Source organism: Herbihabitans rhizosphaerae (assembly GCF_004216555.1).
Lineage (GTDB): Bacteria > Actinomycetota > Actinomycetes > Mycobacteriales > Pseudonocardiaceae > Herbihabitans > Herbihabitans rhizosphaerae.
Map to the genome: position 1 here is coordinate 196,762 of NZ_SGWQ01000003.1, position 23,854 is coordinate 220,615.

Annotated in this window: 22 protein-coding genes and 1 tRNA gene; 8 read left to right on the plus strand and 15 right to left on the minus strand. The window is 67.5% G+C overall.

The window, feature by feature from the left end:
- Positions 1-2: 2 nt before the first annotated feature.
- Entirely contained in the window at positions 3-596 is a 594-nt protein-coding gene (locus tag EV193_RS10515; protein ID WP_207222586.1) for a TetR/AcrR family transcriptional regulator, read from the minus strand.
- An 81-nt stretch (positions 597-677) separates the two neighbouring features.
- On the opposite strand from EV193_RS10515, the gene EV193_RS10520 reads away from it, so the two are divergent.
- From EV193_RS10520 to EV193_RS10535, 4 genes are read left to right on the plus strand one after another with little or no spacing between them, the layout of a single operon-like run.
- Positions 678-1,577 (plus strand): SDR family NAD(P)-dependent oxidoreductase, encoded by a 900-nt coding sequence (locus EV193_RS10520; RefSeq protein WP_242613278.1) that lies wholly within the window; start codon positions 678-680, stop codon positions 1,575-1,577.
- The gene (locus EV193_RS10525) at positions 1,574-3,172 is read left to right on the plus strand and encodes an AMP-binding protein (RefSeq protein WP_130343863.1); all 1,599 of its coding nucleotides are present in this window, start codon (positions 1,574-1,576) and stop codon (positions 3,170-3,172) included. Before EV193_RS10520 ends, EV193_RS10525 begins: the two co-directional genes overlap by 4 nt.
- Positions 3,169-4,335, plus strand: a complete 1,167-nt coding sequence (locus tag EV193_RS10530; RefSeq protein WP_130343864.1) for a lipase family protein — start codon at positions 3,169-3,171, stop codon at positions 4,333-4,335. Before EV193_RS10525 ends, EV193_RS10530 begins: the two co-directional genes overlap by 4 nt.
- A gap of 39 nt (positions 4,336-4,374) precedes the next feature.
- Positions 4,375-5,586, plus strand: a complete 1,212-nt coding sequence (locus EV193_RS10535; protein WP_130343865.1) for a kynureninase — start codon at positions 4,375-4,377, stop codon at positions 5,584-5,586.
- Here the strand turns inward: EV193_RS10535 and EV193_RS10540 are convergent.
- Positions 5,574-5,918 carry a hypothetical protein gene (locus tag EV193_RS10540; RefSeq protein WP_130343866.1) on the minus strand — a complete coding sequence of 115 codons (345 nt, stop codon included), beginning with the start codon at positions 5,916-5,918 and terminating at the stop codon, positions 5,574-5,576. The genes EV193_RS10535 and EV193_RS10540 overlap by 13 nt on opposite strands.
- 39 nt (positions 5,919-5,957) lie before the next feature.
- Between EV193_RS10540 and EV193_RS10545 the strand changes: the two genes are divergently transcribed.
- Positions 5,958-9,080: an ATP-binding protein gene (locus EV193_RS10545; RefSeq protein ID WP_130343867.1), complete on the plus strand. Its 3,123-nt coding sequence runs from the start codon at positions 5,958-5,960 to the stop codon at positions 9,078-9,080.
- Here the strand turns inward: EV193_RS10545 and EV193_RS10550 are convergent.
- From EV193_RS10550 to EV193_RS10560, 3 genes are all read right to left on the minus strand, one after another.
- Entirely contained in the window at positions 9,064-9,810 is a 747-nt protein-coding gene (locus tag EV193_RS10550) for an ABC transporter permease (protein ID WP_130343868.1), read from the minus strand. The two genes, EV193_RS10545 and EV193_RS10550, sit on opposite strands and share 17 nt — an antisense overlap.
- Positions 9,807-10,769: an ATP-binding cassette domain-containing protein gene (locus EV193_RS10555; RefSeq protein WP_130343869.1), complete on the minus strand. Its 963-nt coding sequence runs from the start codon at positions 10,767-10,769 to the stop codon at positions 9,807-9,809. The genes EV193_RS10550 and EV193_RS10555 overlap by 4 nt, the downstream gene beginning before the upstream one ends.
- 279 nt (positions 10,770-11,048) lie before the next feature.
- Positions 11,049-11,588, minus strand: coding sequence for a M15 family metallopeptidase (locus EV193_RS10560; RefSeq protein WP_130343870.1), 540 nt, complete (start codon positions 11,586-11,588; stop codon positions 11,049-11,051).
- A gap of 86 nt (positions 11,589-11,674) precedes the next feature.
- Here EV193_RS10560 and EV193_RS10565 point away from each other — a divergent pair, with 86 nt between their 5' ends.
- Positions 11,675-12,370 (plus strand): response regulator transcription factor, encoded by a 696-nt coding sequence (locus EV193_RS10565; RefSeq protein ID WP_130343871.1) that lies wholly within the window; start codon positions 11,675-11,677, stop codon positions 12,368-12,370.
- The gene (locus EV193_RS10570) at positions 12,363-13,454 is read left to right on the plus strand and encodes a sensor histidine kinase (RefSeq protein WP_207222612.1); all 1,092 of its coding nucleotides are present in this window, start codon (positions 12,363-12,365) and stop codon (positions 13,452-13,454) included. Before EV193_RS10565 ends, EV193_RS10570 begins: the two co-directional genes overlap by 8 nt.
- A gap of 3 nt (positions 13,455-13,457) precedes the next feature.
- Here the strand turns inward: EV193_RS10570 and EV193_RS10575 are convergent, their stop codons facing one another.
- From EV193_RS10575 to EV193_RS10610, 8 genes are all read right to left on the minus strand, one after another.
- On the minus strand, positions 13,458-13,865 hold the full coding sequence (locus tag EV193_RS10575; protein WP_242613279.1) for a GNAT family N-acetyltransferase: 408 nt from the start codon (positions 13,863-13,865) through the stop codon (positions 13,458-13,460).
- Positions 13,866-13,906: 41 nt separating this feature from the next.
- On the minus strand, positions 13,907-14,515 hold the full coding sequence (gene vanX / locus EV193_RS10580; RefSeq protein WP_130343873.1) for a D-Ala-D-Ala dipeptidase VanX: 609 nt from the start codon (positions 14,513-14,515) through the stop codon (positions 13,907-13,909).
- Positions 14,512-15,543, minus strand: coding sequence for a D-alanine--(R)-lactate ligase (vanA, locus tag EV193_RS10585; protein WP_130343874.1), 1,032 nt, complete (start codon positions 15,541-15,543; stop codon positions 14,512-14,514). The genes vanX and vanA overlap by 4 nt, the downstream gene beginning before the upstream one ends.
- On the minus strand, positions 15,540-16,499 hold the full coding sequence (gene vanH, locus EV193_RS10590; protein WP_341273160.1) for a D-lactate dehydrogenase VanH: 960 nt from the start codon (positions 16,497-16,499) through the stop codon (positions 15,540-15,542). The genes vanA and vanH overlap by 4 nt, the downstream gene beginning before the upstream one ends.
- A gap of 415 nt (positions 16,500-16,914) precedes the next feature.
- Complete coding sequence (gene tgmC, locus EV193_RS10595) at positions 16,915-18,102, minus strand: ATP-grasp peptide maturase system methyltransferase (protein WP_130343876.1); 1,188 nt, start codon at positions 18,100-18,102, stop codon at positions 16,915-16,917.
- Complete coding sequence (gene tgmB / locus EV193_RS10600) at positions 18,099-19,061, minus strand: ATP-grasp ribosomal peptide maturase (RefSeq protein WP_130343877.1); 963 nt, start codon at positions 19,059-19,061, stop codon at positions 18,099-18,101. Before tgmB ends, tgmC begins: the two co-directional genes overlap by 4 nt.
- A 4-nt stretch (positions 19,062-19,065) precedes the next feature.
- Positions 19,066-19,380 (minus strand): putative ATP-grasp-modified RiPP, encoded by a 315-nt coding sequence (gene tgmA, locus EV193_RS10605; RefSeq protein WP_130343878.1) that lies wholly within the window; start codon positions 19,378-19,380, stop codon positions 19,066-19,068.
- 724 nt (positions 19,381-20,104) lie between these two features.
- The gene (locus tag EV193_RS10610) at positions 20,105-20,788 is read right to left on the minus strand and encodes a hypothetical protein (protein ID WP_207222587.1); all 684 of its coding nucleotides are present in this window, start codon (positions 20,786-20,788) and stop codon (positions 20,105-20,107) included.
- A gap of 717 nt (positions 20,789-21,505) precedes the next feature.
- On the opposite strand from EV193_RS10610, the gene EV193_RS10615 reads away from it, so the two are divergent.
- Positions 21,506-22,708 carry a helix-turn-helix domain-containing protein gene (locus tag EV193_RS10615; RefSeq protein WP_130343880.1) on the plus strand — a complete coding sequence of 401 codons (1,203 nt, stop codon included), beginning with the start codon at positions 21,506-21,508 and terminating at the stop codon, positions 22,706-22,708.
- A 130-nt stretch (positions 22,709-22,838) separates the two neighbouring features.
- Here the strand turns inward: EV193_RS10615 and EV193_RS10620 are convergent.
- Positions 22,839-22,914, minus strand: a tRNA-Ala gene (locus EV193_RS10620).
- 51 nt (positions 22,915-22,965) lie between these two features.
- Positions 22,966-23,757 (minus strand): divisome protein SepX/GlpR, encoded by a 792-nt coding sequence (gene sepX, locus EV193_RS10625; protein WP_130343881.1) that lies wholly within the window; start codon positions 23,755-23,757, stop codon positions 22,966-22,968.
- Positions 23,758-23,854 lie beyond the last annotated feature (97 nt).

Genomic DNA, 23,854 nt, shown 5'->3' on the forward strand with positions numbered 1-23,854 from the left:
GATCAACTCGGTTCCAGAAACGCGAGCAGCGGGCGGAGCAGGTCGATCGCGCTGTTGGCGTTGACGTTCGGGTCGATGAGCCGGCGCACGGCGATGCCGTAGGCGAGGTTGAGGACGGCGTCGGCGAGCGCGTGCACGGGAAGGCTCTCGGCGAGCCGGCCGGGAAGCTGGACCCGGATGGCTTCGGCGACCGCGTCGACGGCGACCCGCTGGCGATCGGATTCGGCCGCGACGAGTGTCGTGTCGGTGCGGGCGTCGAGGGCGAACTCCAACTCCAGGCGCGGCCAGCCCGAGTTCATCGTGTCCTCGGTCCACCGGCGCAGCCCGTCGAGCCTGCTCTCCGGCGCCTTGTCCGGTCCGATGGCGGTGAGCAGGGCGGCGAACTGGTCGGTCTGGATCTCGCGCAGGACGGGCAGCGCGAGTTCGGCCTTGGACGCGAAGTTGGAGTAGACGACGCCGGTGGAGAACCCGGCCGCGTCGGCGACCGCGGCCAATGACGTGGCCTGGTAGCCGTCACGGAGGAACAGCTCGCGCGCGGCCTCCAGGACCCGTTCGCGGTTGCGGGCCTGGCTCTCGGCTCGGCTGAGGCGTGGCACGCCGGCGATCCTAGCTGTTGACACTATCCGGATAGCATGCAAATTTAGATTTCGGCATTATCTCGGTGGAAGGTGTCAGCCATGACGGTCAAGGACGTGCTGGCGAATCCGGTGGTGTCCAGGGCGGCACGCACTCGCCTGATGAGCTGGCTGGTCAACCTGCACGGTTCCGTCACCGACGGCGAGTTGCGCGCGGCGGTCGACGGCAAGGTGGTGCTGGTGACCGGCGCGTCGTACGGGCTGGGCGAGGCCACCGCGCGGCGGCTGGCCGCAGCGGGCGCGACGGTGCTGATGATCGCCAGGACGCGGGAGGCGCTGGAGAAGACCGCCGCCGAGATCGCCGAGGCGGGCGGCGCCGCGCAGGTGTACCCGGCGGACCTGTCCGATCCCGAGCAGGTGGACGTCGTGGCGAACCGGATCCTGGCCGAACACGGACCGCCGGACGTGGTCGTGCACAACGCGGGCAAGTCGATCCGCCGCTCGATCGAGGACTCCACCGACCGGTTGCACGACTTCACCCGCACCACCAACGTCAACTACCTCGGGCCGGTGAAGCTGACCCTCGCGCTGCTGCCGTCGATGCGCGCCCGCGGCCGGGGGCATTTCGTGAACGTCTCGACCATCGGGGTGCGCATCCCACCCGGTCCGCGCTGGTCCGCCTACCAGGCGTCGAAGGCGGCGTTCGACATCTTCTTCCGGAGCATGGCCGTCGAGGCCGTGGCGGACGGAATCACCACGTCGACCATCTACATGGCACTGGTGCACTCGCGGATGAGCGCCCCGACCGGGATCTTCGACAACGTGCCCGGCAAGACCCCGGACCAGGCCGCCGAGCTGGTCTGCGCGGCGATCGCGCACCGGCCGCGCAAGATGAGCCCGTGGTGGGCCGAGGTGGCGCACACCGTGTTCGGCCCCGGCGAGCGAGCGTGGGAGCGCACCTCGGCGCTGCTGTACCGCCGCGGGCAACGGGGAACGCGGTGAGCGCCCGGCTGCTCGGCCAGACCGGGCGGGTCCTGATCACGTCGGGGCTGGCCGGTCAGACCCGGCCGCGCCACCTGGTTCCACTGGTGCGCGCGCTGCGGCAAACCGGTCCGTCGCTGGCCGCCCTGGTGGCGACGGCCGCGGTGCACCGCCCGAACGACCCGGCGGTGATCGACGAGCGCGGCACGCTCACCTACCGCGAACTCGACGAGGCCGCCGCCAGGATCGCCGCCGGATTGCTCGCCCGAACCGGCACGGTGCCCAGCATCGCGGTGCTCTGCCGCAACCACCGCGGGTTCGTGATCACGACGGCGGCCGCCGGACGGCTCGGCGCGGACGTGGCGTTGCTCAACACGGAGTTCGCCGCCCCACAACTGGCCGACGTGCTCGACCGCGTCCGGCCGGACGTGATCGTGGCCGACGAGGAGTTCCTGCCGCACCTCGACGAATCGGGCGCACCGGTGATCGTCGCCTGGCACGACTCCGACACCGACCGGCCCACGCTGGACGACCTGATCGCCGACCACCGTCCGCACGTGCCGACGCGGCGACCCGAGCCCGGCAAGATCACGATCCTCACCTCGGGCACCACCGGGAAACCCAAGGGCGTGCCGAGAACACCGGGCGCGATGGCGGTGCTGCCGCCGGTGGTGACCCTGCTGCGGCGCAGCAAGCTCCGTGCCGGCGACCCCCTTCAGATCGGCATCCCGCTGTTCCACGGCTTCGGGCTGGCGATGTGGGGGCTGGCCGCGCTGCTGCGCTCGCCGGTCGTGCTGCGCCGCCGGTTCACCCCGGAGACCGCGCTGGCCGACGCCGTGACGCACCACGTCGCCGCCATGGCCGTGGTCCCGGTGATGCTGCAGCGGCTGCTCGCCGTTCCCGACACCGTTCGCCGCGGCCACGATCTGCGCCGGCTGCACATGGTCCTGTCCGGCGGCGCGCCACTGCGCCCGGAGCTGGCCACCCGGTTCGCCGACACCTTCGGCGACGTGCTGTTCAACGGCTACGGCGCCAGCGAGGTCGGCATCGTCGCGGTGGCCACCCCCGCCGACCTCCGCGCCGCGCCCGGCACCGTCGGCCGCGGCTGCGAGGCCATCCCGATCCGCGTCCTCGACCAACACGACCGCCCGGTGCCGGTCGGTCAGCAGGGCACCATCCATGTCGGCGGCCCGTCGGTGTTCGACGGCTACACCGGAGGCGGCACCAAGAACACCGTCGACGGGCTGATGAACACCGGCGATGTCGGCCACCTCGACACCGCCGGCCGGCTGTTCATCGACGGCCGCGCCGACGACATGATCGTCTCCGGCGGCGAGAACGTCTATCCGGGCGAGGTCGAGGACGTGCTGGCCAGCCACCCGGCCGTGGCCGACGTCGCCGTGATCGGCGCCGAGGACGCGGAGTTCGGCCAGCGGCTGGTCGCCTACGTCGTGCCGGCCGCCGATCGGCCCGACCCCGACGAGCTCGCCGGCCACGTCAAGCGGAACCTGGCCAGATACAAGGTGCCGCGCGAGTTCGTGTTCCTGGACCAGCTGCCCCGCAACGCCAGCGGAAAGCTGCTCCGCCGCCACCTCGGCACCGGAGAACGACCATGAAGCGCTGGCTGCTCGCCGCCCTGACCGCGGTGCTGACCGCCGTCGTCGCCACACCGTCGGCCGCGACGACCGCCGCCGACGCGGGCCGCCCCGGGGACGTCCTGTCCGCGATCGAGACGCCCGCGTACCTGTTCGTCGGCATCCCGCTGGACACCAGGGCCTGGAAGATCAGCTACCGCTCCACCACGGCGACCGGCGCGCCGACCGTGGTGACCGGCACGATCCTGGTGCCGAACCGGCCTCATCCGGGGCCGCGACCGCTGGTCGGATTCGCCGTGGGTACGCAGGGTCTGGCCGACCGCTGCGCGCCGTCCCGGACGTTGACGCACGGACTGCAGTACGAAGGCCTCCTGATCGGCGAGATGTTGAGCCGCGGCTGGGCGATCGCGCTGACCGACTATCCGGGCCTCGGCACCCCCGGCGTGCACCCGTACGTGGTCGGGCGCGCCCTGGGCCCGGCCGTGCTCGACTCGATGCGCGCCGCCCGGCGGCTCCCATCCGCCGGGCTCGACCCGGCCGGCCCACTGGCGATCCACGGCTACTCCGAGGGCGGCAACGCCTCCGGCTGGGCAGCCCAGCTGCAACCGTCCTACGCTCCCGATCTGCCGCTGGCCGGCGCCACGGTCGGCGCGGCCCCCGCCGACCTGCGGGGACTCGCCGCCACCCACGACGGCAGCCTGCTGGCGTTCCTGCTGTTCTACGCGGCGATCGGGTTCGACGCCGCCTACCCGGAGCTCCGGCTCGACCGGTACCTCACCGACGCCGGCAGGTTCACCGTGGCCGCCCTGCGCGACACCTGCATCGGCGACGCCACCGTCCGCTCGCTGGTGCTGCCGCACCGGATCGACCAGATCACCACCACCAACCCGCTGCACCAACCCGACTGGCTGGCCCGGCTCACCGCGAACGACCTCGGCACGCTCGCCCCGGCCACGCCCGTGCTGCTCGGTAACGCCGGCCAGGACGAGGTCATCCCCGCGCAACAAGGGCGGGACCTGTACCGGCGGTGGTGCCGGCTCGGCGTGAACGCGCACGTCGCGGACATCCCGTTCGGCGAGCACATCACCGGGTACCTGTCCTTCGCCGGGCCCGCGCTGACCTTCCTCGCCGACCGGTTCGCCGACCGACCGCTGCCTCGGAGAACCGACTGCGTGCGACCATGACCGCCGAACCCAGTTCGTCGAGCCGTGGAGAGGCTGACCTTGACCGGTGCTGTGGTGTCGCGGGCGGCCGAGTTGGACGCGGCGGATCCGCTCGCCGGTTTCCGAGAGCGGTTCGTACCGTGTGGTGACGTGCGGGCCTACCTCGACGGGAACTCGCTGGGCCGGCCGCTGCGCGCCAGCCGGGAGCGGCTGCTCCGATTCGTGGACCAGGCCTGGGGTGAGCGCCTCATCCGCGGCTGGGACGAGCAGTGGATGGACGAGCCGCTGCGCGCCGGTGACGCGCTGGGCCGGGTGGCCCTCGGCGCGGCGAACGGCCAGACCGTCATCGGCGACTCCACGTCGGTGCTGCTCTACAAGCTGATCCGGGCCGCCGTCGACGCGCGGCCGGGGCGCACGGAGCTGGTGTGCGATCGGGACAACTTCCCGACCGACCGCTTCGTCCTGCAGGGCATCGCCGCCGAACTCGGTCTCCGGGTGCGGTGGATCGACTGCGCGCCCGACGGCGGTGTCACTCCTGATCAGGTTGCTCACGTGCTCGGCGAGAACACCGCGTTGGTGCTGCTCAGCCATGTCGCGTATCGATCAGCCTGGCTGGCCGAGCTGCCGGAGATCACCGCGCTCGCGCATCAGCACGGCGCGCTCGTGTTGTGGGATCTGTGCCACTCGGTCGGCGTCGTCCCGCTCGAGCTGGACGACTGGGGCGTCGACCTGGCCGTCGGGTGCACCTACAAGTACCTCAACGGCGGGCCGGGCGCCCCCGCGTTCGCCTACGTGCGGGCCGACCTGCACGAGCGGCTCCAGCAGCCGATCTGGGGCTGGATGGGCGCCGGCGCACCCTTCGCGATGGGCGAGACCTACCAGCCGGCGTCCGGAATCCGCCGTTTCCTCAGCGGCACACCACCGATCCTCGGCATGCAGCCGTTGCTCGACATGATCGACCTGGTGACGGAGGCGGGGCTACCGGCGATCCGGGAGAAGTCCGTCACGCTCACCGAGTACGCGATGGCCCTCGCCGACCAGTTCGGCGTCACGGTGGCCAGCCCGAGGGACGGCGCCAGGCGCGGCGGGCACATCACGCTGGCCCACCCGGCCGCGCGGGAGGCGACCGCGCGACTCTGGGAGATCGGCGTCATCCCGGACTTCCGTCCACCGGACGGCGTGCGGATCGGGCTGTCCCCGTTGAGCACCAGCTTCGCCGAGGTCGCCGATGGCCTCTCCGCCCTCGCGACCGTGCTGAGTCACGCGGGCTGAATGTCGAGCCGATCAGGTGCCGGAAGCTCGTCCGGATTCGTGTCCTCGCCGGCCACCCATTCGATGCCGCCGAGCAGCTTCCCGCGCCGTGGATCTTCGATCGTGTAGAGGAACAAGCCGTTATGGGAGCCCGGAATACTCGCGTTGACGCGAACCTCCATGCCAAGGCCATGATCACGCTGGAAATCGATGGACGGGCACCCGCAACCGCACATGTCCACGACGACCACGTCCGCCACCTGGCGCCGCAGTTCTTCGACACCCGGGAAATCGACGGCCAGCAGCGCTTCGAGTACCGCGCGCTCTCGCTGGGTCAGCGGCCGTGCCTCCACGGCGGTGATCGTCGCACAGCCCATGACAAAATCGGCCGGGTGCAGATCAGGATGCTGGGGTCATTCGAGGTTCACACGGATGACGGCGTCCTCGCCGACGTGCCGGGCGCCCGGTTGCGCGGACTGCTGATCGCCCTCGCGCTCGAACCGGGTCACGTGGTCCCGAAGGCGACGCTCGTCGACTGGATCTGGGGTGAGCACCCGCCCGCCGACGCGGCGAATGCCTTGCAGCGCTTGGTTTCCCGGCTGCGCAAGGCCCTGCCGGAAGGGTCGGTCGACGGGCAGACCAACGGCTACCGGCTGACGGTGGCACCCGACGCCGTCGACGCCGTGCGGTTCGAACGCCTCGTCGTGAAGGCCCGCGACGACGACGATCCACGGCGACTGCGCGAGGCCCTCGCGTTGTGGCGCGGCGCGGCCATGCAGGACGTCGGTCTACCGGAGAGCGCGGCGTTCGACGCGGCGGTCACCCGGCTCGAGGCGCTGCGCCTGACCGCCACGGAGGACCGGTTCGACGCCGAGATCAGCCTCGGCCGCGGCGCGAAGCTGGTCACGGAGCTGACCGACCTGGTGGCGGCGCATCCGGTGCGAGAACGGCTTGTCGCCGCGTTGATGCGCTCCCTCGTCGCGTCCGGTCGCGACACCGAGGCGCTGCTCGTGTACGAACGCACCAGGGAAACCCTGGCCGACGAGCTGGGCGTGGACCCCTCGCCGGAGCTGTCCGCGCTGCACCTCGCGCTGCTGCGGGGCGAGTTGGGCGGGCGCGAGGAGAACCGCAGGACCAACCTGCGTGCCGAGCTGACCACCTTCGTCGGCAAGGACACCGACGTCACCGCCGTCCGCGAACTCATCGCCGAACATCGGCTCACCACCCTGATCGGGCCGGGCGGCTCGGGAAAGACCAGGCTGGCCACGGAAACCGCGCACACGCTGCTCGGCGACCTGCCGGACGAGGCCTGGCTGGTCGAGCTCGCCGCCATCGGCGCCGACGGTGACGTGGCACAGGCGACGCTCGCCGCGCTCCGGCTGCGGGATCCGCTGATCGGCGACGCCCCCGACGCGGATCCGACGGACCGGGTCATCGCCGCGGTTCGCGAGCGGGCGATGTTGCTGATTCTGGACAACTGCGAGCACGTGATCGAGTCCGCGGCGACGTTCGCCCATCGAGTGCTCGGGGAGTGTCGGCGGCTGCGGATCCTCGCGACGAGCAGGGAACCCCTCGGCATCACCGGTGAGGCGCTGTGGCCGGTCGCGCCGCTGGTGCTCCCCGCGCGGGACGCCGACCCCGGCCAGATCGAGTCCTCGCCGGCCGTCCGGCTGCTGCGCGACCGTGCTGGTGCGGTGCGCAAGGACATCGCGACCGACGCCGCCACATCGTCGACGCTGGCACAGGTCTGCCGCGCGCTGGACGGGATGCCACTGGCGATCGAACTCGCCGCGGCCCGGTTGCGCACCATGTCCCTCGATCAGCTCGCCAACCGGCTCGACGACCGGTTCCGCCTGCTCACCGGCGGCAGCCGCACCGCGCTGCCGCGGCACCGGACGCTGCGCGCGGTGATCGACTGGAGCTGGGAACCGCTGACCGACGCCGAACGGATGGTGCTGCGCAGGCTCTCGGTGTTCGCCGGTGGCGCGAGCCTGGAAGCGGCCGAGCGGGTCTGCGCGGGCGATGCTGTCGAGGCGGATCAGGTCCTCGAACTGCTGACCGCGCTGACCGAGAAGTCGCTGATGGTCGCCGAGGGCGAGGCGGCGCCGCGCTACCGGATGCTCGGCACGATCAAGGAATACGCCGAGCAGCGTCTCGCGGAGGCGGGGGAATCGGAGCTGACGCGCCACGCGCATCTCGCGTACTTCACCGAGCTCGCCGAGATCGCGGATCCGCATCTTCGCCTCGCCGAGCAATTGGAATGGCTTGCCACGCTCGACGCCGAGCACGACAACATCGCCGCCGCGATGCGCGGCGCGCTCGCGGCCGGCGAGGCGCACGGGGCGATGCGGCTCGCCGCCGCCGTCGGCTGGTACTGGTGGCTCGGCGGGCACAAGACCGAGGGTAAAGAGCTGATCATGGCGGCCGTCGCCCTGCCGGGCGAGGTGTCCGGCGAGATCCGGGCGATCGTCTACGGCTTCGTCGCGGGGTTCCTGGTCTCCGGGCGCAGTGATCCGTCCGACGCGGAGGACTGGATCCACAAGGCCTACGAGGTCAGCCAGGGTTTCGCAGGCCGGCACCCGGCGCTGAGGTTCGCCGCCCCGCTGGAGCGCCTGTTGCAAGGACCGGACGCGTTCCTGTCCGCCTACGAACCGCTGCTCACCGACGAGGACCCCTGGGTACGCGCCCTGGCCCGGCTGCAGCTCGGCAAGATGCGGACCCTGCTCGGCCACGGCGGGCGGGACGTGGACGCCGAACTCGAGACGGCGCTCGCCGAGTTTCGCGCGCTCGGCGACCGGTGGGGGATCTCGTTCGCCCTGACCGAGTTGGCGAATCGAATCGCCGTGCGCGGCGAGTTCGCCAGGGCGTGCGAGTACTTCGAACAGGCGATCGTGGTCGTCACCGAGGTCGGTGCCATGGAGGACGTCGTGCCGATGCGGTCGCGCCAGGCCCAGTTGTACTGGCTGTCGGGCGACGAGGAGTCGAGCGCGGCCGCCATGGCGCAGGCGCAGCGGTCCGCGGAACGGGTCGCCTGGCCGGAGGCGCTGGCCGAGCTGGCGCTGTCGAAGGCGGAGCTGGCGCGCTGGAGCGGCGACGCCGAACAGGCGTACCGGCAACTCGATGTCGCGACGAGCATGCTGGACACCCAGCGGCCCAACGTCCGCGCGCTGACCCAGGACCTGCTCGGCTATCTCGCCGAGGATCTGGACAAGGTCCGGGAACACCGCGCCGCCGCCTTCGAGGCGGCGTCCGAGGCGGGCAACCCGGCTCAGCTCGCGCAGGTACTCGTCGGGATCGCGGACCTGGCGCTGCGCGACGAACAGGACGAGCAGGCCGCCCGGCTGCTCGCGGCGAGCACCGGCCTGCGCGGACTGCCGGATCGTTCGCTCCCGGACGTGACCCGGATCGAGCAGGACGCGCGGCGTCGCCTCGGTGACACGAGGTTCACCGAGGCGACGCTGGAGGGGACGCGGGCGAGCTGGCGCGAGTTGGTCGCGGTCACGCTCGCTTGCTGAACTTCGCCCGGGCCCACAGGTAACCGACCGCGGCGATCCCCACGGACCAGGCGATCGCGGCGATCGTGTGGCCGTTCGACGGTGTGCCGTTGAGGAATCCGCGCACGCTTTCGATGATCGGCGTGAAGGGCTGATACTCCGCGAATTCCCGGATTCCGGGGCCCATCTTCTCGGCCGGCACGATCGCGCTGCTGAAGAACGGCAGCATGATCAGCGGTACGGTGGCGAACCCCGCGGATTCGGCGGTTTTCGCGGCCAGTCCCAGTGCGATGGTGAGCCAGCTGACCGCGAAAACCGTCAGCAGGAGGACACCGATCACGGCGAGCCACTGCGGGAAGGTCGCGTTCGGGCTGAATCCCATCAGGAAGGCCACCCCGATGACGGCCGCCAGCACGACCACCGTGCGCACCACGGTCGACACGACGTGGCCGGTCAGCACCGCACCGCGGGAGACGTCCATGACCTTGAACCGGTTGATGATTCCCTTCGTCATGTCCGAGTTCACCGCGGTCGCGGTGGCCGAGAGGCCGTAACTGATGGCCATCATGATCATGCCCGGTGTCGCGTAGTCGACGTAGGTGCCGCCGACGCTGAATGCGTCACCGAACACGTACACGAACATCAGCATCATGACTATCGGCATGAGAAGCGCGTTGAACAGCGTGACCGGATTCCGGACGGTGTGCTTGAAGTTGCGGCGCAACATGATCGCCGAATCTGACATGCTCATTTGGTGACAACCTCCGTCTTCGACTCGGCTTCCGTGCTCGAGTGACCGGTAAGGGCAAGAAAAACGTCGTCGAGGTCCGGCATGTGCACGGTGAATTCCTCGACATCGATCGCGTACTCGTCGAGTCGATCCAGCACGGCCCGCAACGATTTCGCCCCGCCGTCGCTCGGCACCCGCAGGATCAGGCTCTCCGCGTCGGCGGTGGAGCCGGTGAGGACGCGCGCGGCCGCGTCGAGCTGTGCTGCCTCGGCGAACCGGAGCTGCACGTGGCCGCCGGGAATCTGGCGCTTGAGCTGCTCGGAGGTGCCCTGGGCGACGATCTTGCCCTGGTCCAGCACCGCGATCTGGTCGGCGAGCTGATCGGCTTCCTCGAGATACTGGGTGGTGAGGAAGATGGTCATACCGTCGGCCACCAATTCACGGACGATATTCCACATCGTCCGGCGGCTGCGCGGGTCAAGTCCGGTCGTCGGCTCGTCCAGGAAAATGATCCGCGGCCGGCCGACCAGCGTCATCGCCAGATCCAGCTTCCGGCGCATACCACCGGAGTAGGTCGACGCCAGCTTGTCCGCCGATTCCACCAGATCGAACCGCCGCAGCAAATTCTCGACGACACCCTTGCCCTCGCCGCCCTTAAAATGGTGCAGATCCACCATCAATTGCAGGTTCTCCCGCCCGGACAGCAGTTCGTCGACCGACGCGAACTGTCCGGTGACCCCGATCGACGCGCGCACCTTCTTGGTCTCGGTCACGATGTCGTGTCCGGCGACGCGCGCCGTCCCACCATCGGCCTTCAACAAGGTGGTCAGGACGTTCACCATCGTGGTCTTGCCGGCCCCATTCGGGCCGAGCAGCGCGAAAACCGTACCCGTGCGGACATTCACGTCGATGCCGTCGAGCACGACTTTGTCGTGGTAGGCCTTCCGTAGCCCGGAAGCCGTGATCGCTGAATTCGTCATGCGACCACTGTCATCCGCCGGCCTGACACCGACCTGACCTCGCCCTGACACGCCCCCTGACACGGCCCACCCGACCGGGCCTACGGCGACCATGCGGTCGAGCCGGGCCTGGGCGTCCGCCGCGATGAGCACACCCGGGTAGAACCCCATGATGTCCTCGTCACTCGCAACGGTACGCACGTTCTGCTGGGTTATTACGCTCCAAGTGCCCGGTTTGCCTGGTTCCTCCCGCTCGAATGGCGGTGAGCGCGTACTTTAGCCCGCTAAAGTCCCCACTGGTCACCGCCGCATCCGTGGATCGTGCGAGGGGTCGGCGTACATGGGCGGGCAGCCGTGATTGATGGCTTCCGGGCGCAGTTCGTAGTGCCACGGTTCGTTGCGGTAGATCTGGCACAGCCCGTACCCGGCGCCGTGCTCGGACAGCCACGCCCTGGCGGCGGAGGGCCCGATGTCGACCGCGTCCCCCGACACGTGAGCCGACGTGTCGGGAGTGGCCACCCAGCGGGCGGCGTTCTCCTCCGAGCCGTACTTCGAGACCGCCTCGCGAAGCAGTTGTTCCTGGTACTCCGGGGAACGCCAGCCACCGTTGACGACGAACTCGACCCCGTCGTCGGCGGCAGCGGTCGCGGCTCGGCGCAGGGCACCGAGCAGATCGGGGTCGAGGTTGGCCACGGCCGGAGTCTCGTCGTCGAAGACCGGCACGGGGTCGGGGACGGCGCCATGTGCCTCGCCGAGGGTGCGCCGGATCGCCGAGGAGGACGAGGACGCCAGCAATGGGGTGCGGCGAGCCACTGTTCGTGCTGGTTCGCTGTAGGCCATGCCGCCAGTCAAGGCAGCGTGGTGTTGCCAGCACGTATCCGGTTTTCGATATGGCGGCGATATGCGCCGGCTCGTAGCGTCGGAGCATGCGCGTGCTGGTCGTCGAGGACGAGCCCTACATGGCAGAGGCGATTCGCGATGGGCTGCGCCTGGAAGCGATCGCCGCTGACATCGCCGGTGACGGTGACACCGCTCTGGAACTGCTGAGCGTCAACACATACGACATCGCCGTCCTCGACCGCGACATTCCCGGCCCCTCCGGCGACGAGATCGCCCGCCGAATCGTCGCCTCCGGCAGCGGCATGCCGATTCTCATGCTCACCGCCGCCGACCGTCTCGACGACAAGGCCTCCGGATTCGAACTCGGCGCCGACGACTACCTCACCAAGCCCTTCGCACTCCAGGAACTCGTGCTCCGTCTCAGAGCACTCGACCGCAGACGCGCCCACAACCGACCACCCGTGCGCGAGATCGCGGGTCTGCGCCTGGATCCGTTCCGCCGCGAGGTCTACCGCGACGGCCGCTATGTCGCGCTCACCCGGAAACAGTTCGCCGTGCTCGAAGTCCTCGTCGCCGCCGAAGGCGGTGTCATCAGCGCCGAAGAGCTCCTGGAGCGAGCGTGGGACGAGAACGCCGACCCGTTCACCAACGCCGTGCGCATCACCGTCTCGGCGCTGCGCAAACGCCTCGGCGAACCCTGGATCATCGCCACCGTGGCCGGTGTCGGCTACCGCATCGACACGGAACCCGGGACCGAACGTGACGGAGGAGAAAGTGGATAGGCAGCCCGGGTTGAGCGTTCGCCTCAAGCTCACCCTGAGCTACGCCGGCTTCGTCATGCTCGCGGGGGTCGTGCTGCTCGCCGCCGTCGGATTCTTCTACCTGAACCTGCCCGACAACGCGATCTACACGACCGGCAACTTCATGATCAACCGTTCCGTCCTCGTGCGCGCCTTCGCTCCGTTCATGGCCATCGTGCTGGCGTGCCTGCTGGTGTTCGGTCTCCTGGGAGGGTGGATTCTCGCCGGCCGAATGCTCGCCCCCCTGGCCAGAATCACGGACGGCACCCGCATGGTCGCGAACGGGTCGTTCTCCCACCGAATCCGGCTGTCCGGCCGCGGAGACGAATTCCGCGAACTCGCCGATGCGTTCGACGCGATGCTCGCACGGCTCGAAACACACGTCGCCGAACAGCAGAGATTCGCGGCCAACACCTCCCATGAACTGCGCACCCCACTGGCCGTCACGCAGACACTTCTCGACGTGGCGCACAACGATCCGAATCGCGACACCGGCGAACTCGTCGAACGCCTCCGCGCCGTCAACACCCGAGCGATCGACCTCACCGAGGCATTGCTCGTGCTCAGCCGCGCCGACCAACGGTCATTCACCCGAGAACACGTCGACCTGTCCCTCATCGCGGAAGAAGCCACCGAAACGCTTCTCCCCCTCGCGGAAAAACGCGGCATCACCATCGAGACCTCCGGCTACCTGACCCCCACCAACGGCTCACACGCGCTCCTGCTGCAGGTGACCACGAACCTCGTGCACAACGCGATCGTCCACAACCTGCCCGAACAGGGCACCGTGTGGGTCACGACCAGCGTTCACCCCAAAACCGTGTTGCTCATTGTCGAGAACACCGGCGAGGAACTCCCCCCGCAATTGATTTCCACGCTCGTCGAGCCGTTTCGGCGCGGCACCGGGCGCATTCGCACCGACCACAGAGGTGTCGGCCTCGGCCTGGCGATCGTCAAGAGCATCACCCAGGCACACGACGGAACACTCACCCTCGCCCCCCGGGCCGCCGGCGGGCTCCGCGTCACGGTGCAACTCCCCGTCGCGCCATCGCGCACCGGCACATGACGATCAGCGATCGAGATCGTGCAGGAATCGGGACGACGTTCCCGTCTGGTCGATGTAGCCACGGCGTCGGTAGAACTCGTGTGCGTCGTGGCGGCGGTCGCTGCTGGTGACCTCCATGCGCACGCATCCACGACGTGCCGCGAACGATTCCGCCACCGCCATGAGCTGACCGCCGATGCCCTGGCCGCGTGCTTGATCGGAGACGACCAGAGCCACGACCCGAGCCCAGGAGCCGGCGCGTTCGAAGAACGGGCAGACGTGGACCGCGACAAGGCCGAGAAGGTCGCCGCCGGCATCGGCCACATAGGCCGCACTGGAGGGACCGTCACCCCAGGTCCGGATTCGGGTTGCTGTCGCAGCGGCATCATCTTGGGGATAGCCAAGCTGGTGAAGCAGCTCGTTGACGGCCACAGCGTCGGTAATATGTGCCAGTCGTATCCGCATCGGCTCAACTAGGTGATGGGAAAATCGAAATAGGTGGCTGGGTATGGCTCGCCTTTCAACGTGTAGTGCCACCACTCGCGATCGTATGACCTAAAACCGCAATCCTCCATGATCGAACAAAGGTATCGGCGGTTTTCCGCTTCGACTTGCGTGATTCCCCGTGCGCCATGATGTGAGATCGAATCCATCAAGTCATGCCCACCGCCCATTGGCGCGAGTTCACCGGTAGCCAGGCGGTAAAGAGTCAAGTCGACCGAACTGCCCCGACTGTGGCCCGACCTGGCGGCCACGTATCCCTGTTCGAACATCTCGGCTCTGTCGATATTCGGATAGTGCCGCAGCTTCGTACGCCCATCCTCCGGCTGTTTTGACCACCGCAGGAAGCAATCCACGGCGCGTTGCGGGCGATACCCATCCCAAATCAGCAGACCGAAGCCAAGGGTAGCCGCCTTTTCTTGCGCACTCTCCAACGTCGCACACAGGACCTTCGTGCCGACGATTCGATTTGCCAGGTACCCGTCCACAGGTTTCCCGGTGAAGTTGTCCCAGGTGGCATACTTGGCGTCCCAACGTATCCCGGGTGCGAACTCGTCCAAGAAAACGAAATCGTCGTTCACCGGACTTTTCCTGTCAGCGCGAGCGAGACGGCCTGGTCGATCACCTCGGCAAGCGGCAGCCCCGCGGCCGCCATCATTCGCGGATAACGGCTGTAGGAGGTCAGGCCAGGGAAGGTATTGACCTCGTTGAGCATCACTGTTCCGTCTTCCAGCAGGAACATGTCCACCCGCGCCAGCCCCCCGCATCCCAAAGCGCTGTATATCGCCTTCGCCGTCTCCTGGACGAGCGAGCGCGTCTCCGCCGAAATATCAGCGGGAACGGTTATCGTCGAGTTCTCGGAACCGCTTTCAGGATTACTCTCCTGGTGGATCTTGAAAAAACCATGAGACAGTGAAATCTGGTCCACCTCGCCTGCGACCAGATCCAGATCGTTCCCCAAGATCGCGCACCCGACCTCGCTGCCGACGACAGCCTCTTCGATCAACACCTTCGAGTCGTACTGCCTCGCGGTCTCCACCGCACTCAGCAGTTCCTCTTTCCGAGACACCTTGCTGACGCCGAAAGACGACCCCGAACGGGCCGGCTTCACAAAAACGGGATAGGTAAGCCGGTCAGGATCGATATTCTCGTTCGCCGTGACGGTCCAGAAGTTCGGCGTAGCGATTCCCGCGCTGCTCACGACGAGATACGCCAGAGATTTGTCCATACACAGAGCAGAACTTTGAATGTCGCAGCCTACGTACGGGATGCCGGCAAGCTCCAACAACCCCTGAATAGCACCATCTTCGCCGAGCTTGCCATGCAGCACGGGCAACACGACGTCCAGACTGATCGTTTCGTGCTGCCCCGCCCCCAGTACGAGCAATCCATGGACGCTCCGATCCGGCGACAGCACGACCGAACGACAATCGCCGTTTTCCCAGTCCGCGCCGGGGCCATCACAAAGCTTCCAGGCACCGCTCTCCGTGATCCCGATCCAGTACGGCTCGTACTTCTCGGCATCGAGGTGCTTCGCGACCTCCTGCGCCGACTTGACGGAGACGGGATGCTCTTCGGAACAGCCCCCGAACACAATTCCGATCTTCATATCCAATGCTGCTTTCTGCTCTCAAATTTCCGACAGTTGGCAATACTGTTTTCAACAGTGTCGCTCAGCGCGTGGTCCGTGTAATAAGCGGTGTGCGGACTGACAATCACATTCGGTAGCTCCTGCAGCCGCACCAACTGCTTGCTTTCAATGGTCTTGTCCCTGCAGTCGGCGTAAAATATCCCTTCCTCTCCTTCGAGGACATCCAACGCCGCACCGCCCAAACCTCCGCTCTCCAGCGCCGAAATAAGGGCCCCAGTATCAACAAGCGCACCGCGGCCTGTATTGATAATGAACGCGCCGCGCTTCATCTCCTCAATACGCCGCCGATTCAGAAGATGGTGCGTACCCGCGTCAAGCGGTGTATGCAGCGTCACAATATCGCTCCGCCGCAGCAACTCATCAAGCGGAACGTAATCGACTGAGGCCCTGAGACGGCGCTTGTCATGGGCCAATACGCGGCAGCCAAACCCTCGAAGCCTGTCGATGACCGCCGCCCCAATGCGCCCCGCTCCAACCACCCCGACAGTCAGATCACGCAGTTCCTTCCCACGCACCTCATTCAACCTGTAGTCATGAACATCCGCGCGCCTGATCATGGACTTCGCGTTCCGCACCACCATCAGCATGAGCATCAACGTGTAGTCAGCCACACTGTCCGGCGAATAGGCCACATTCTCGACAGAAATACCGACACTCTCGGCGTACTCAACATCGATATGGTTGTACCCAATACTCCTCGTGGAGATATACGCCACGCCAACCCGACTCAGCGCAAGAAGAGCGGAATTCGCAATCTGCGCCTTATGCCCAACACTGATACACCGGTTCCCCGATGCCAGCCCAACATTGCCTTCGGATACCGCCGCCTCCGTGATGGTCGGCATCACATCGAAGAGAGGCGCCATCTCCCGAAACAAGACAGCCTCGTCCCGCCCGCACCCGTACACCGTAATTCCCGTTGTCGGGACAGCCGAGGAGGACCAAGACACCAGCGATCGCGCAGGGCGAGCCGCTGTCCGCGCCGATTCGCTGTCGGTCATGCCCCCAGTCAAGGCAACATCGTGTTGCCAGCACGTATGCGATTTTCAATACACCCACGATATGTTACCCGCGAGTAACCCGCGCGACAGCGCACGCACCCACGCTGGAACGCAACGTCAAGGAACCTGGGGGCCTGGGGCAGGAGCCCCAGAAAATACGCGGAACGCCCCGGTCCGCGCTTTCCGCGGACACGAGGCGCCTAGGCGTGGAGCTAAAGCCAACAGCGATCAAGCCAACGGGCACGCGCCGCTTATAACGGTGTTCATGCAGGTAAAGAACGCCGAACGGCCAGGCGCTTGCTCGCCTGGCCGTTCGGGCAACCACCAGTCACCCTGTTGGAAGGGTGCCGAGAGTTGGGCCGCTTGGTTCGTCGAGCCAGACGCGTTGTTCGTCTCGGGTGACGGTGAGGCCGAGGCGGTCCCAGTCGGGTTGGCCGTGGTCGGTCCAGTCGCGATGTGCTTGTTCGATGAGTGTCCAGAGGTTGCGGGGCCCGCCTTCGTGGACGCGGTGTTCGCCGTCGTGGTCGCGGAGGCTGATCTCGGTCCATGAACCGTCCGGTGTGGTGATCCAGACGGCGGCCGGTGCGGGCTGCTCGTTGGTGTCGTTGTCGTCTGGACCGGTGTAGCCGGCCGCGGCGACGTCTGGGCCGAGTGTGAATGAGGCGAGGAACCAAGTGAGCAGGTTGTCCCAGGGGGTTGTGGGATTGAGTTGGCTGGTGCGTTGGCGTGCCGCATCGCGGTTGCGGTCCACCCGCGTCGGCACTGCGGGAACCCCGGCGCTGGGGCGTAGCGCCATGAATGCGGCGTAGACCGGGTCGAATCGGCCGACCGCGGCGTCGTCGTCGTATCGAGTGAGCAGCACGAGTGAGCCTGCGCTGACGCCGGTTTTGATGTCGGCGAGGATCTTGCCTCCAGGTCGGACCTGACGCACCCAGGCCGCAGGGATCGCGGGAACGGAGCAGGTTGCGATGAGTCGATCGAACGGTGCGTGTTCGGGGAAGCCGTCCGCACCGTCGCGAGCAACCACAGTCGGGTGGTGGCCGGCCTCGGCGAGCCGTTCGCGGGCGAGGTCGACGAGGTCGGGTTCGATGTCCACGGAGTACACGCAGCCGTCGCCGAGCCGCTGCGAGAGCAGCGCAGCGTTATATCCGGTGCCGGCGCCGATCTCCAGCACGGTGTTGCCGTCGCGCACCTCGAGTGCTTCCAGCATCCGCACCATCAGCCCTGGCTGGGTGGACGATGAGCGGACGAGTTGTCCGCCGTTGTCGTTGTCAGCGAGCGCGGTCACGAGCACAGTGTTGTCGTACATCGCGTCCAGCCACTTCTCGCGCTGCGCCGGGTTGTCCCCGCGCACGGCGATCCACTCAGCGCCGCGGTCCTGCCGGTAGTACTCCGGCACGAACACGTGGCGAGGCGTCTGGGAAAGGGCACTGTGCCACTCGGGCGTGGTTAGTTTGCCGCTCGCTCGGAGCTTGTCTGCCAGTGCTGCCGCGCGGGGCCGCCAGTCGGTGGTCATCGATTTCTCCCGGTGGCGAGTAGGTCGGCGAAGGTAGCGGTCATGGGTGCTTCCGTCGGGACTTCGAGCCAGCGGTACTGGCCGGCGCTGTTGGATTCAAGGAACCACCAGTGGTGGCTGGTGTCGATGACGAAGTCGAACGCGGCGTAGGCCAGCCCGAGGCGGTCCATGTACCGGTGTAGCCCTCGCGCCACGTGTGGTGGCGTTGGTATCCACTGGTACCGGCACGTGGAGAAGTCCTGCCGGATGTCGGCCCGCGGCGCATCGGTGTGCATCGTGATCGCGAACATTTCCCAGCCGATGACGACCACGCGTGCCTCGTAGACCTTGTCGCAGACGTAGTCCTGGAGCTGGGTGGCTGTGGAGGCGACGCCGGACAGGTCGGCCAGGTCACCATCGGTGAGCGGCCGATTGAACGCGACTTTGAGGTCGCCTCCTTCGGTGATCGTGTTGGGGCCAAAGCTCTTGCAGCTCACCTGCTCGGGTCGCCCGCCGGCAAACCGGTGGACGGCCTCGGGTGAGTTCGTGACCAGGGTCGGCAGGACGCTGAGCCCGGAGGCCGCGGCGATCGCCAGTTGCAGCGGCTTGTAGACGGCGTCAGCCGCACGGTTGGGGTGGTTGACCCATCGGACTCCGTCCAACGCGGCCAGAACGCCGCCGAACCCGAGCCGCGCCTCGCGATGCGCGTAGGCGCGCTCAACGTCGGTCAGCTCATTCGGGAACTGGAATGCGGACGGATCGCGATACCAGATCGAGCGAATTTCTTGCAGCGCAACGGATCGATGCGATGTGCGAAGCCAGCCGGACCATGTCCCACCGATCAGCTCCGCGTCCAACACGAGCCGGTTGGGAAACCAGCTCGTGTCGGCGCGGAACACCGGGGCATCCCGCCTGGTCAGCTCCCGCACCACAGCATCGACCGGCGCATCGGCCTCCTGGGCGAAAATGACTACGGTCATTCGTCTACTTCTCTTCCCAGCCCCAGTCTTCTTCGGGCCCCTCGTCGCCGTCCGTGCTGCCCTTTGTCGCCCAATCCTTGCCCTTGTTGCCCATCTCGATCAACGGGCGCCCGTGCGCGTTGACGGCGACCTGGAGTTCGTCGCTGTAGACATAGTCGCCCAGCACGGGCGTCGGCACCGTGACAGCGCCGCGCAGCCCAAACGGGCGTGTCGCGCTGGCTCCAGGTGCGTCGGAAACGACAGGCTCCCGCACCAGATAGCGCAGGGCCGCCGAGGACAACGGGCTGTCCTCCGGTGTGAGAAGACCGGCTGTAGCCATCGTTCGAATCCCTTCCTAGCTGAGGTTGTACGACGTTCGGACCGATCAATCGGACTGGTAATCACCTCCCCTCTGTCGGTCGGTCGATCCCGGCCAACGCGAAAGTCAGGGCATCGCGTCGGGTGTCAGGGGCGCTCGCCCTGGTGTCGTGTGCTCAACCACCTTGGGCTCGGGAGGCTGGACATCAGCGTCGAAATGCAGCCACGCCCCGGTTCCGATCAGCGCCCCCGCGAGGGCGCTCGCGAACAGGATCGCCCGCTGTTTTCTACATTGCACTGGATTCCGGTTCCCTTCAGTTCTCTTCTTCGGTTTGCCCGCGCGCTCTACGCATTGGCCGCTTCGGTAGTGCGATGGCGTTCTCCGAGGGCATGGCGCGCCACGGAACGTGGCGCGCGCCGTCGAGCAGGGCCGCGCACTTCTGGCAAGGGGCGCGTCTTGGGCACGGGCTGACCAATGCGATCGGCGCACCGCACCGAGCCCAACTGATCCGCACACCGAGGAACACCCGTACCGACGCGTTGTCGCTGGACACGTGCAGAACGGCGGACGTGAAATAGCCCGGAAACCAGGCGAGCCGCTGCGGTGACGCCGTATCCGATGAATCGGGTGGAAGTGCCCGCAGCCCCTCCAAGGACGCGGCGTAGCGTCGCGGCATTCGCGGCGGGCATGGCGGCCGCTGCGGACCACGGTCGCGACCGGGGATCGCGGTGTTCCAGCGCGATGATCATTGCTTCGACCGGGTGCGCTGTTCAGCGTCGGTTCCGTGCGGGCTCGGCCGGTCGCGCACGTGGCAGACCAGCTTGGTGACGAAAAAGACCGCGACGATCGCGACGACGCTCCACTGCATCCACAGTGATCGCTCCTTCTCTACTGCGCGGCACATCCGTTCGCGCGCCTCCTGCCTAAGTCGTTTCAACTCGGCTCGGCCGGCTTCGGTCGGTTCGATTCGAACGGCCGTGTCTTCTGGGTGAGGCGCATAGCACAGGAGGCCCTCGCGGATCAGGTTGTGTGCGGCGAGCACAACCTGATCGGGGCAGGCGCGCCCCGCGCAGAAAATGAGGTCGCCGTGTAGCCGGAGACGTCCTTGCTCGGCCCTGTACAGCGCCGCGAGTCGGCAACTGTCCAGCTCGGCGATGTCGCTCAAGTCGACGTTCGGCGCGTTGCTGTACTCGCGGATCCAGCTTTCGGGACTGTTCATCAGACAATCCCCCCGACACGAGCGTCGATGTCCAGGCATCGCGAGCACCTGCGCCGGCTTTCCCGCGCTGGCTTGCACTTTGTCGGCCAACCACCCACCGCAGGAGCCCACAGGGATCGGGCCAGCGTGAGTTTCGATGACGCGAGGCACCCCGTCCTCGGTCTCGCGGCGGTGCTCCAAATTCGGGTCGTGCCGGTCGACGACCCACACGCTCGGCGGCGTAAGAACGCCCACGCTGATCAACTTCCTCGTTGAGGTTGGGGAGCCGCACGGCCAAGGGGCCAGCGGGTTGCGACCGTGCGGCTCCCGTCGCGGACACGGAACACGGCTGACAAAGGAGGAAGTCGCCGCGCACGCTCGCGCGTCCGCTCACGGATCACACGGCTGTCAGGAGCGCATCCGACCAAGGCTGATCAAACCGTGCGCCGCGTGGTGCTGGCCGCACTCCAACGCACACCGTTGTACGTTCTGGCCAGCCGGGTGAACACCCGGAAGGCAGGACCGTGTCGGGGTCCGACCCTGCCCACCGGGCTGTCGTAGTGGGGTACGAACCCCGCATAGCGCCGCTTCTTTGGCCGCAGCGTCGGCGTCACGGCATCGGCGAACCCGTCGCCGTTCGGCAAGTCGCGCTGCCACAACCAGCACCAGCAACAGAGTCAGCGGCCCGCCTCCGACCAGTGCCAACGCGAACAACCCGAACTCGGTGACGCTCACGACTCACTCCTGACAATCTCTAGCCGTTCCCGTTCAACTACGCACCGTCAACTCTGTCGCTTTGGGGGGCCGAGCACTGCCACAGAACTGCCACATGGATTCGAATCCGGAAGCCGGGGCTTGATACGTCCCGCGTTGGCCGGACACTGGGTACCGTGACGGTGTGTCTCCGGACGTGTGCGCCAAGGCGCCGCGGGTTGAGAGGACTGACGCGTGTCCCAGCACGACGGTGAAGACTCTGGAGTCGGTACCGGCCGACGAGTTGCGGCTTGGCGCGAACAGCGCGGACTCACTCAGCACGGCTTAGCCGAGCGCGCTCATGTGTCCTACTCACTGCTACGCAAGGTTGAACGCGAGGAACGGCGCGGCACGCCGGCCTTTCTGGCCGCTGTCGCGCGGGCGCTGAACGTTGACGTGGAGGTTTTGACCGGAGGCGGTACCGAGGGCGACCAGGTTCCCGAGATGTTGCCGCCCATTCGCGCGGCACTCGATCTGTTCGACTTGCCCCCCGATGAGTCGATCCGTCCGCGGCCAACTCATGAACTGGCCGAAGCAGTCAGGAGGATCAACCGCAAGGCTCAAGCAGCCGACTACGAGCCGATGGTGCGGGAGCTGCCTGGTCTTCTCGGCGAGCTGCATGCCGCGGCGCTAACCGCGGCTGGGACCGAGCAAGCCATCGCATGGGGTCTGCTGGCCGAAGCCAGTCGATGCGGCCACTCTGTCGGAATCGCACTGGGCGCAAACGATCTTTCCGTCCACGCACTCGCCCGCATGGACTGGGCGGCGTCGAGAGCAGGAGATCTCGCGCCGGGTCTCCGCGCGGCACGTGAGTACCTGCGAGTCACCGCGTACCTCCGTGCTCAGGACTACGCGGCCTGCTGGCGCCTCAACGCATCAGGCCTCGCTCATCTCGACGGAGCCGACGACGCTCCCGGGACGCTGATCGCTCGCGGGCAGTTGCATTTGGGCGCATCGGTGATTGCCGCGAAGAGCGGTGACCGAGACACCGTTGACGGACACCTGTCCGAAGCCGAGCGAATCGCCCAACGCACCGGCGAGCAGACCGAACGCTTCTGGTTCGGCTTCGGCCCGACCAATATCCGCGTACATCGAGTGATGACACTCGTACACCTCGGCGAACACGCCGAAGCTGTCGCCCTGGCCGATGGCGGTCTACATTTCCCCGCTGATTGGTTGCCGACCCGAGTCGGGCACCACTACCTGGACGTAGCCCGTGCTTGGCGCTGGCTCAACCGCCCCGACGAAGCACTGGACGCGCTACGGGAAGCTCGAAAAGTGGCACCCGGGCAGGCGCGTCGTCATCCACTTGCCAGGGACACAGTCACCGCGTTGTTGCAAGCGCAGCGCCGACCTTCATCTGAGCTGTCGGCGTATGCAACGTGGATCGGCGTGTGAACATCTCACGTTGGCGAACACTGGACCGGCTTGTCAGTGGGTTGGAGGCGGCGGCCGTTGTTCAGCCCCTGAATGGGGCTGGTCGGGGATGACGGGTTTGGCGGCGTCGGTGTTCGCGCAGCGACACGTTTGGTGGAGCTGAGGGGAATCGAACCCCTGACCTTCTCGATGCGAACGAGACGCGCTACCAACTGCGCTACAGCCCCTGACTGGTGCCCGGAGAGCATAACAGCCCGTGGTGACGGGCAGCGCCGGGGTTACTCCCCGACGGCCCGCCGGTACGGCAGTGAATCCGGGTCGTCCAGCTCGTCGAACGCCGGGTCCTCGTCGTCCACGTCCACCACGACGGTGCCCGGCCGGGTGACCCGCGGCTGGGGCGGCTGTTCGAGTGCGACCCGCTCGCGGCGGGCCGGCTGGGGCTCCTCGTACTCGTAGACGTCCTCGACGTGCTCCGGCCGCGACTCGGCGGGACGCGCGTGCTCTCGAATGCGGCGCGACGCGGCCATTCTGGCCAGCCTGCGCTCGCGCACCTCCTGCTCGATGCGCACCTGTCGCCGCAGGTAGGACAGGTATCCGGCGAGCACGAGGTCGACCGCGCCGTGCAACCACCAGACGAGCGGCACGGCCACCGCGGCGACCACGGCGGTCACCACTGCGATGATCAACAGCAGCAGCACGACCCGCTGGCGGTAGGCGTACTTCGCCCGCGCGGCGACCGCGGCCGCCTCCGGGTCGAATCCGCCCCGGCCGGGGCGGTACCGCCGGGGCTGGGGCTCCTCGGCGTGCGGTTCGTCGACGTCCTCGGCCTCGATCTCCTCGGCGGTGGCGTCGACGTCGATGTCGTCGGTGTCACGCATGTCGAGCTGCTCCTCCCGCCCCTCGTCGTCGTCCTCCTCGGCCGTGCTCGCACTGCTTCCACTGCGCACGACCCTGGCAGCCAACGTCGAGTCCGCGGTCCTGGCGACCTCCTGCCGCTTCCGCACGATCATCGGGACCAGGACGACGAGCCACGCGACCACCAACCCGACCACGATGAGTGAGCTCGGCATGCCTCGTCACCTCCCCCGAACACACGTCGACCAGCGCTAACGTTCGCCACGCTAGTCACAACAGTCACAGCCTCGGCGGAGGCGCGCCGATGTTCCT

Bases quoted from the DNA above. Each gene is read 5' to 3' on its own strand.
- tgmC (WP_130343876.1), bottom strand. From the start codon at position 18,102: ATGACCACCGACTGGCGGCCCCGCGCGGCAGCACTGGCAGACAAGCTC.
- tgmB (WP_130343877.1), bottom strand. From the start codon at position 19,061: ATGACCGTAGTCATTTTCGCCCAGGAGGCCGATGCGCCGGTCGATGCT.
- EV193_RS10560 (WP_130343870.1), bottom strand. From the start codon at position 11,588: ATGGCCTACAGCGAACCAGCACGAACAGTGGCTCGCCGCACCCCATTG.
- EV193_RS10550 (WP_130343868.1), bottom strand. From the start codon at position 9,810: ATGAGCATGTCAGATTCGGCGATCATGTTGCGCCGCAACTTCAAGCAC.
- tgmA (WP_130343878.1), bottom strand. From the start codon at position 19,380: ATGGCTACAGCCGGTCTTCTCACACCGGAGGACAGCCCGTTGTCCTCG.
- sepX (WP_130343881.1), bottom strand. From the start codon at position 23,757: ATGCCGAGCTCACTCATCGTGGTCGGGTTGGTGGTCGCGTGGCTCGTC.
- EV193_RS10565 (WP_130343871.1), top strand. From the start codon at position 11,675: ATGCGCGTGCTGGTCGTCGAGGACGAGCCCTACATGGCAGAGGCGATT.
- vanA (WP_130343874.1), bottom strand. From the start codon at position 15,543: ATGAAGATCGGAATTGTGTTCGGGGGCTGTTCCGAAGAGCATCCCGTC.
- EV193_RS10555 (WP_130343869.1), bottom strand. From the start codon at position 10,769: ATGACGAATTCAGCGATCACGGCTTCCGGGCTACGGAAGGCCTACCAC.
- EV193_RS10530 (WP_130343864.1), top strand. From the start codon at position 3,169: ATGAAGCGCTGGCTGCTCGCCGCCCTGACCGCGGTGCTGACCGCCGTC.
- EV193_RS10520 (WP_242613278.1), top strand. From the start codon at position 678: ATGACGGTCAAGGACGTGCTGGCGAATCCGGTGGTGTCCAGGGCGGCA.